The organism is Ruegeria sp. BHSA191, assembly GCF_059613325.1.
This window is the reverse complement of the sequence record NZ_JBXWSH010000021.1, coordinates 61,753-69,596: the sequence shown is the minus strand read 5'-3', so window position 1 is coordinate 69,596 and position 7,844 is coordinate 61,753. Positions and strand designations below refer to the sequence as shown.

The 7,844-nt window shown below is 63.0% G+C and carries 7 protein-coding genes; all 7 read right to left on the bottom strand.

All coding sequences use genetic code 11. From position 1 onward, the window contains the following. Positions 1-1,264, bottom strand: a 1,264-nt coding sequence (locus tag AC2FNS_RS16815; RefSeq protein ID WP_496803918.1) for an L-aspartate oxidase, incomplete at its 3' end; no start/stop codon positions are given. Positions 1,265-1,272: 8 nt separating this feature from the next. Next, a complete protein-coding gene (gene nadA / locus AC2FNS_RS16810; protein WP_496711899.1) occupies positions 1,273-2,325 on the bottom strand; it encodes a quinolinate synthase NadA in 1,053 nt (350 codons plus the stop codon). A 145-nt stretch (positions 2,326-2,470) separates the two neighbouring features. After that, the gene (locus AC2FNS_RS16805; protein WP_496684170.1) at positions 2,471-3,469 is read right to left on the bottom strand and encodes an endonuclease/exonuclease/phosphatase family protein; all 999 of its coding nucleotides are present in this window, start codon (positions 3,467-3,469) and stop codon (positions 2,471-2,473) included. Further along, positions 3,469-4,509: an ABC transporter ATP-binding protein gene (locus tag AC2FNS_RS16800; RefSeq protein WP_496685155.1), complete on the bottom strand. Its 1,041-nt coding sequence runs from the start codon at positions 4,507-4,509 to the stop codon at positions 3,469-3,471. The genes AC2FNS_RS16805 and AC2FNS_RS16800 overlap by 1 nt, the downstream gene beginning before the upstream one ends. Positions 4,510-4,522: 13 nt before the next feature. Continuing rightward, complete coding sequence (locus tag AC2FNS_RS16795) at positions 4,523-5,431, bottom strand: ABC transporter permease subunit (protein ID WP_496684448.1); 909 nt, start codon at positions 5,429-5,431, stop codon at positions 4,523-4,525. A gap of 12 nt (positions 5,432-5,443) precedes the next feature. After that, the gene (locus AC2FNS_RS16790; protein ID WP_496684445.1) at positions 5,444-6,325 is read right to left on the bottom strand and encodes an ABC transporter permease subunit; all 882 of its coding nucleotides are present in this window, start codon (positions 6,323-6,325) and stop codon (positions 5,444-5,446) included. Positions 6,326-6,387: 62 nt separating this feature from the next. Continuing rightward, positions 6,388-7,695 (bottom strand): extracellular solute-binding protein, encoded by a 1,308-nt coding sequence (locus AC2FNS_RS16785; RefSeq protein ID WP_496684442.1) that lies wholly within the window; start codon positions 7,693-7,695, stop codon positions 6,388-6,390. Between the last annotated feature and the right edge of the window lie 149 nt (positions 7,696-7,844).

The following is a 7,844-nucleotide window of genomic DNA, read 5'->3' as shown; positions in this document are numbered from 1 at the left end:
CTGCCTGCGGGTCGGGCTCGGTACCGCCCGATGGCAGGCGCAGCCGCACCTCGGGCGCGTCGGCCATCGTCAGGGTGCCGGCAATGTCACGGGCGCAGGCGCGGGCAAAGACCAACGCCTCAAGCAGACCGTTCGACGCCAGCCGATTCGCCCCGTGCAACCCGGTTGACGCCGCTTCGCCACAGGCCCAGAGCCCGGCCAGAGAGCTGCGGCCATTCAGGTCGGTGGCCACGCCGCCCATGTGGTAATGCGCCGCCGCCGCCACCGGGATCGGTTGGGTCACGGGGTCGACACCGTTGCGCAAGCAGGCCTCGGTCACCGCCGGAAACTGACTGCGGATCGCCGCGCCGATCGCTGCGCGCGTATCCAGCGCGGGGCGGTTGCCGGCCTTGGTTTCCAGATAGACGGCGCGCGCCACGACATCACGCGGGGCCAGCTCGGCATCCGGGTGGATGCCTTGCATGAACCTTTCGCCGTGGCGGTTGATCAGTATAGCGCCCTCGCCACGCAAAGCCTCGGTGGCCAGAGGCATCGGGTCCTCGCCCACGTCGATCGCGGTGGGGTGAAACTGAATGAACTCAGCATCGGCGATCCGGCCCCCGGCCCGTGCGGCCATACCGATCCCCTGCCCGCGGATCCGCGCCGGGTTGGTGGTGCGGGCATAGAGCCCCGCCGACCCGCCCGTGGCCAGTACATGCGCAGCCCCGCGCAGAAGCACCGGTTCGGCCCCCGGCGCATCGGTCGGCGCCAGATATACGCCCGAGACCTTGGCCCCGTCGCTTTCCAGCCCCACCGCCAGCGCCCCTTCGATCACCTGGACCGAAGCACGCCGCCGCAGCTCGGCGATCAGGGCGCGCATGATCTCGGCACCGGCCTGGTCGCCCTTGACGCGCACCACGCGGGCCACCGAATGGGCCGCTTCCTGCGATTGGATGAACCCGCCATCGGCGTCCCGGTCGAACCCGGTGCCCAGATCGGACAGGTCCAGAATATGATCCCGCGCCGCGCGGGTGACGAACTCGGCCACCTCCTGCAAGACCGACCCTGCGCCGGCGCGCATCGTGTCGCGGGCATGGGCTTCGGGGCTGTCGGACGGGTCCATCGCCGCCGCCACCCCGCCCTGCGCCCAAGCCGAGCTGGCACCCGAGCCCAGCGGCTCGGGCGAGATCATCACCACTGGGTGCGGGTCGAGCTTGAGCGCGGTATAGACCGCTGCCAGACCGCCGCCGATAATGACCACCCGAGGGGTCGAGACCGTCTGCATCGCCCCGGTCAAATTCCCAGCTTGCGCGACAGATCGATCATCCGCTGAACCGAAAGGCGCGCTTTTTCCGCCACTTCGGGGTCAACCTCAACCTGTCCGGTCATGGTATCGAGCGCATACAGCACCTTTTCCAGCGTGATCTTCTTCATGTAGGGGCACATGTTGCAGGGCCCGACGAAATCGACCTGTGGCAGCGCGCCCGCGATGTTCGACGCCATCGAACACTCGGTGATCAGCATCGCCTTTTCGGGCTGTTCGTCGGTGACGTATTTGATGATGCCGCTGGTCGAACCCGAGAAATCGGCCTCGGCCACCACGTCGGGTGGGCATTCGGGATGCGCGATCAGGCGGGTGCCCGGGTTCCATTCGCGGAACTCGCGCAGGTCCTGCGCCGTGTATTGTTCGTGTACGATGCACGAGCCTTCCCACCAGACCACGTTCTTCTGCGGCACGTCGCGGGCCACGTTCTGCGCCAGGTACTGGTCGGGGGTCATGATGACCGTGTCGCTGTCCATCGCTGCCACGATCTGCGCCGCGTTCGAGGAGGTGCAGCAGATGTCGGATGCCGCCTTCACCTCGGCCGTGGTGTTCACATAGGACACGACCGGCGCACCGGGATAGCGGCGGCGAATCTCGGCGATGCCCTCGGCGGTGATCGACTCGGCCAGCGAACAGCCGGCCTCCATGTCGGGCATCAGAACAGTCTTTTCGGGGCTGAGAATCTTCGAGGTCTCCGCCATGAAATGCACGCCGCATTGCACGATCACGTCGGCCTCGACCTCGGTCGCCTTGATGGCCAGCTGCAGGCTGTCACCGACGAAATCCGAAATCCCATGATAGATCTCGGGCGTCATGTAGTTGTGGCCCAGTATCACCGCGTTGCGCTCGGCCTTCAGACCGTTGATCGCCTTGACATAGGGCGCGTAGATCGCCCAGTCCGCCGGCGAGACGACGCGCGACATACGGTCGTAAATGTCGCTCATGCTGGCGGCCAACTCGGGCGAGGGGGTCAGGTCGTATTTCTCGGCTAGATGCGCGCGCTGCGCGGGATGGTCGAACACTTGGTCTGATTTCCGCCTGGTGAGTTCCTGTGCCGCTTCATATGGGGATTCCGTCCCGTTGGCCACAACCTGCCAACGGAAAATATGCCGCATCACCAAGCGTTATGCCCCGCGCGGCTGTGGAACTCTGGGCCGATGGGGCGGGTCAGAGCTCGACCCGGCACCACACGCAATCATGATCCGACAGCGGCTTGCCCTCGGCCGTCAGCGAGGGCAGCAGCCCTCGGTCCGGGCATGTCAACCCCCTGCCCGCGAACCAGTCCAGCTTCATCACCCGGTCCGGGTGCGGCGTGATCAGGCTGGGGCGCGTGGTGTGACCTTCGGCAGTGAACGCCCAGCTGTATCCGCGGCGCTCGGCCAGGGAAAACAGCGTTTCCCGGCGCCAGTCGAAATCGGGCGGCAGGTGGTTGCCGGTGTTCAGGTCTCCCCCGATCAGCACCGGCATGTCCGGCGCAAACGCCTCGACGGCATCCAGCAGTTTTTCGAACTGCGCGTGCCGGTGGTCCGAGGCGGCGTTGCTTTCCAGATGCGTCGACACCACGCAGAGCGGCCCGGCCTTTGTCGGAACTTCGGCCAAGATCGCCATGCGCCCGCCCAGTCGCGGCTGATCGGGGTCGGCCGCGCCGCTGTCGGCGGCGAACCAGTGGCCGTGATCGTCCAGCCGAAGCAGCGAGGTCCGGCTGAACGGCACCGCCGACAGGATCGCATTGCCGTGCCAACCCAGCGTGTTGAAATCGTCGCTGCAAAATGCGCGTTCGGTCGGACCACCCATACCCAACTCGTGGAACTCGACGCCAAAGACATAGGCCATGTTCAGATGGGCGGCCATCTCCTCGGTCGTGTGGCGCTGTGCGGTGCGGGCCATGCCGTGATCGACCTCGGACAGCAGAACGATATCCGGTGCGACCGGCGCCAGATGCGCAGCCGTCTCAGCCGGAAAAAGGCAACGCTCGACGTTCCAGGCCGCAACCGTCAGCGTCGGGTCAAGCACGTCACGCGACGCCCGCCCGCCCAGTTGCAGCGCGTTCATGGCCGGCGTTTCCGCCATCAGGGCACGATGCGCTTCGGCGGTGCGCGGCGCGGACAGAATGCGCGCGCGCGCGGCTTCGGAAACAGGCGGCAAGGCCGCGACGGTCTTGGTGATCACAGGGCTTTTCCGGTTTCCGGGTGGAACAGAGTGATGGCGTCGGACTTCAGCGCGATCCGGGTCTCGCCCGGCGCGGCCTCGACATCCTTGCCGACATGGATGGTGAACTCCTGATCAGCCAGCCGCCCGTGCAGCAGCCGATGCGCGCCCAGCTCCTCGATGATGTCGACATGGAAGGAAATCGAGCCTCCGGCGCCCAACATCACGTCCTCGGGGCGGATGCCCAGAGTGACCGGGCCAGACCCTTCGGCCGCGCCCAGCACCGTCTCACCGTTGATCATGACATTGCCACCGTCCAGCCGGGCCTGGATCAGGTTCATCGGCGGCGCGCCCATGAAGCTGGCCACGAAGGTCGAGGCCGGGCGGTGGTAGATCTCGGACGGGGTACCGATCTGTTCGATCCGGCCCGCGTTCATCACGATGATCCGATCAGCCATGGTCATCGCCTCGACCTGGTCATGGGTCACATAGATCGAGGTCACGCCCAGACGCCGCTGCAGCGCCTTGATCTCGATCCGCATCTGGTTGCGCAGCTTGGCGTCCAGGTTCGACAGCGGCTCGTCGAACAGGAACAGCGCCGGGTCGCGGACGATGGCCCGGCCCATGGCGACCCGCTGGCGCTGACCGCCCGACAGCTGAGAGGGCTTGCGGTCGAGATACTCGTCCAGGTTCAGCATGGCGGCGGCCTCGGCCACCTTCCGCTCGATCACGTCCTTGGGCGTTTTGCGGTTTTTCAGACCATAGGCGATGTTCTTGCGTACCGTCATGTGCGGGTACAGAGCATAGTTCTGGAACACCATGGCGATGTCGCGATCGGCCGGATCGACGTCATTCATGACGCGGCCATTGATCGTCAGTTCGCCTTCGGTGATCTCTTCCAGCCCGGCCACCATGCGCAGCAGGGTGGACTTGCCGCAGCCGGACGGGCCGACAAGAACCACGAACTCGCCATCACCGATATCGAAACTGGACGGGGTCAGCGCCTCGGCGCCGTTGGGATAGATTTTTCGGATGTTCTTCAGGGATACCTGAGCCATTTGCTTTCCTGCCTTACTTGTCGGATTCCGTCAGGCCCTTGACGAACCAGCTTTGGAAGAAGATGACGACCATGACCGGGGGGATGATGGCGATGATCGCCAGCAGGTTGGCCCGGCCGTATTCGGGAATGCGGTTGCCCTCCAGCACCTGCGTGATCTGCTTGATCCCGCGCACCAGGGTGAACATGTCCTCTTCGGTGGTGATCATGGTGGGCCACAGATACTGGTTCCAGCCATAGACAAACATGATGATGAACATCGCCGCGATCATCGTACGCGACAGCGGCACCAGGATGTCGATGAAGAATTTCACAGGACCGGCGCCGTCGATGCGCGCAGCCTCGACCAGTTCTTCGGGGACCGAGCGGAAGAATTGCCGGAAAAAGAACGTGGCCGTGGCCGAGGCGATCAGCGGAATGATAAGGCCCTGATAGGTGTTAAGCATCCCCAGCTTCTGCACCACCTCGTACGAGGGCAGAATGCGCACTTCGAGCGGCAACAGCAGCGTGGTGAAGATCACCCAGAAGGCCAGCGTGGCAAACCGCATCCGGAAATAGACGATCGCATAGGCGGCCATCATCCCGATGAGGATCTTGCCCAGGGCAAAGCCGATGCCCAGGATGAACGAGTTCTTGAGCATGTTCAGGCCGGTATTCTGCCCTGAGAAGCCCGAGGCCTGGAACATCGCCTTGTCGAAATTTTCGGGCAGCTGATCGCCGATCGTCAGGCTGGGGCCGGTCTTGATCACCTCGACATCCGGAACGGTGGTCATTTGCAGGACCATCAGCAGCGGCAGCATCATGAACAGCGAGCCCACGATCAGAACCGCGTGATCGCCGATGGCGCCCCACCGGATGCGGCGCTTGCGTGGCGGCGTTTGCGAGGCGGCGTAGTCGATCACACCTGCATTTGCTTCGGTCATCGTCTGCTCTCCTCAGGTATAGTGAATGCGGCGTTCGACAAGCCGGAACTGGAACACCGTCAGCGCCAGGACCAGTACCATCAGAACCACCGACTGCGCCGAGCTGCCGCCCAGGTCATTGCCGCGGAAGCCGTCCACATAGACCTTGTAGACCAGCGTCATCGGGTTGTTCCCCGGCTCGCCCTTGACCATGGTGTCGATCACGCCGAACGTGTCGAACAGCGAATAGGTGATGTTCGTGATCAGCAGGAAGAACCCGGTCGGCGCCAGCAGCGGGAAGGTCACGTCCCAGAACCGTCCAGAGGCCGAGCGGTTGTCGATCAACGCCGCCTCGCGCACCGATTTTGGGATCGATTGCAGCCCGGACAGGAAAAAGATGAAATTCACCGGCACCTGCTTCCAGACCGACACGATCACCATCGCGGTGGCGGTGTCATTGAAATTGACGCCCAGTTTGAAATCCCATCCGATCGAACGCGCCAGTTCGGTCAACGGTCCCCAGCTTTGGTGGAACATGATCAGACCGATGAAGCCCGCCACCGGCGGCGCCACGGCATAGACCCACATCAACAGCGTGCGATAGGTCTTGGCCCCGCGCAGAACGTTGTCGGCCTTGACCGCCAGCAACAGCGCGATGGACAGCGACAGAAAGGTGACCAGAACGGTGAAGATCACCGTGAACCAAGCGATGCTGAGGTATTCGCCGTTGCCTGCAAGGTCCCTGTAATTGTCCAGCCCGACAAAGGTCGATCCGAATCCGAACGGATCCTGCAGGAAGAATGACGACTGAACCGCATGCGCGGCGGGCCAATAGAAAAAGACCGAAATGATAACAAGCTGCGGCATCAGCAGCAGGATCGGCAGCCAGCGGGCGGTAAAACCAGCGCGTTTCATGAATTCTCCGTATAACGGAGGGCGGCCGCAGGACCTGCGGCCGCCCGTTTTGCGTCAGTGGGTCAGTTCTGGGTTTTCGCGAACCGATCCAACAGGGCGTTGGCTTCGGTTTCGATGTTGTTGAACGCGTCCTCGACCGAGGTCTCGCCGGTCAGGATGCGGCCGTATTCACGGTTCATCACGTCGCGGATCTGGACGTAGAAACCCATACGGTAACCCTTGGTATGCTCACCGGCCGGCAACGACAGCTGCTTGATGCCAACCTCGGCCGCGGGGGCGCGGTCATAGTGGCCATCGGCCTTGGCCATTTCATAGGCGGCGGTGGTGATCGGAACGTAACCGGTCTCGCGGTGCCACATGTACTGGGTTTCCGGCTTGGTCAGGAACTCGAAGAACGCGGCCGTAGCCTTGTTTTCCTCTTCGCTCTTGCCGGCCATCGCGAACAGGGCCGCGCCACCGATGAAGGTCTGCTTGGGCTCTTTCGTCACGGCTTCCCAATAGGGCAGGAAGGTGGCTGAAAACTCGAACGGCAGGTCCTTCTTGGACAGGCCGCCGAACGAACCGGACGACCCCAGCCAAATGGCAACCTTGCCTTCTTCAAACGGGGTCTGGTTGTCGCTCCAGCCGGTGCCGTACCATTCGAAGAACCCGTTGTCTTTCCAGTCTTTGACGGCGCTGAAATGTGCCTTGATCGCGTCGTTGTTGACAAGAATATTGGTGCCGTCAGCGCCTTCATAGCCGTTGTCGTTGGTGGCGAACGGCAGGTCGTGACGCGAATGGAAGTTCTCGGTGAAGATCCACGGCAGGTGCGATTGCGACAGACCGATATAACCGGCCTCTTTCAGCGCGGGCGCGGTGACGGTCTGGAACTCTTCCCAGGTTTTCGGCGGGGTCACGCCAGCTTTTTCCAACGCATCCACGTTGTAATACATGATGGGCGAGGACGAGTTGAACGGCATGCCGATCATCTTGCCGTCGCTGTCGGCATAAAAATAGCGCACGCCCGAGATATAGTCTTCGATGTCGAACGCAACGCCGTTCTGTTCCAACAGGTCCTGAACCGGAACGGTTGCACCCTTGGCACCGATCACGGTGGCGGCGCCGGCGTCGAATACCTGCAGGATGTTGGGCTGTTCACCCGCGCGGAAGGCGGCGATGCCTGCGGTCAGGGTTTCCTCGTAGGTGCCCTTGAAGACCGGAGTGATCTTGTAGTCGTCCTGCGAAGCGTTGAAGTCCTCGGCAATCTGGTTGACGGTATCGCCCAGTGCGCCGCCCATGGCGTGCCACCATGTGATTTCAACCTCGGCCATGGCGGCGCTGGCCACCATCGCGATCGCTGCGGCCGACGCGCCCAACTTGAATTTCTGCATGTGAATCCTCCGGTTCGTGTTTGGCCCTTTCGGGCGGGCAAAGCCCATGAAGCTGTGCGGGCGCAAGGCCCCGAGAACGCGTGAACATTGTTCAAAATTTTTTTCTGGCCAATGTGCACACGTGTTCACTAACTTCTAAGCATGACATT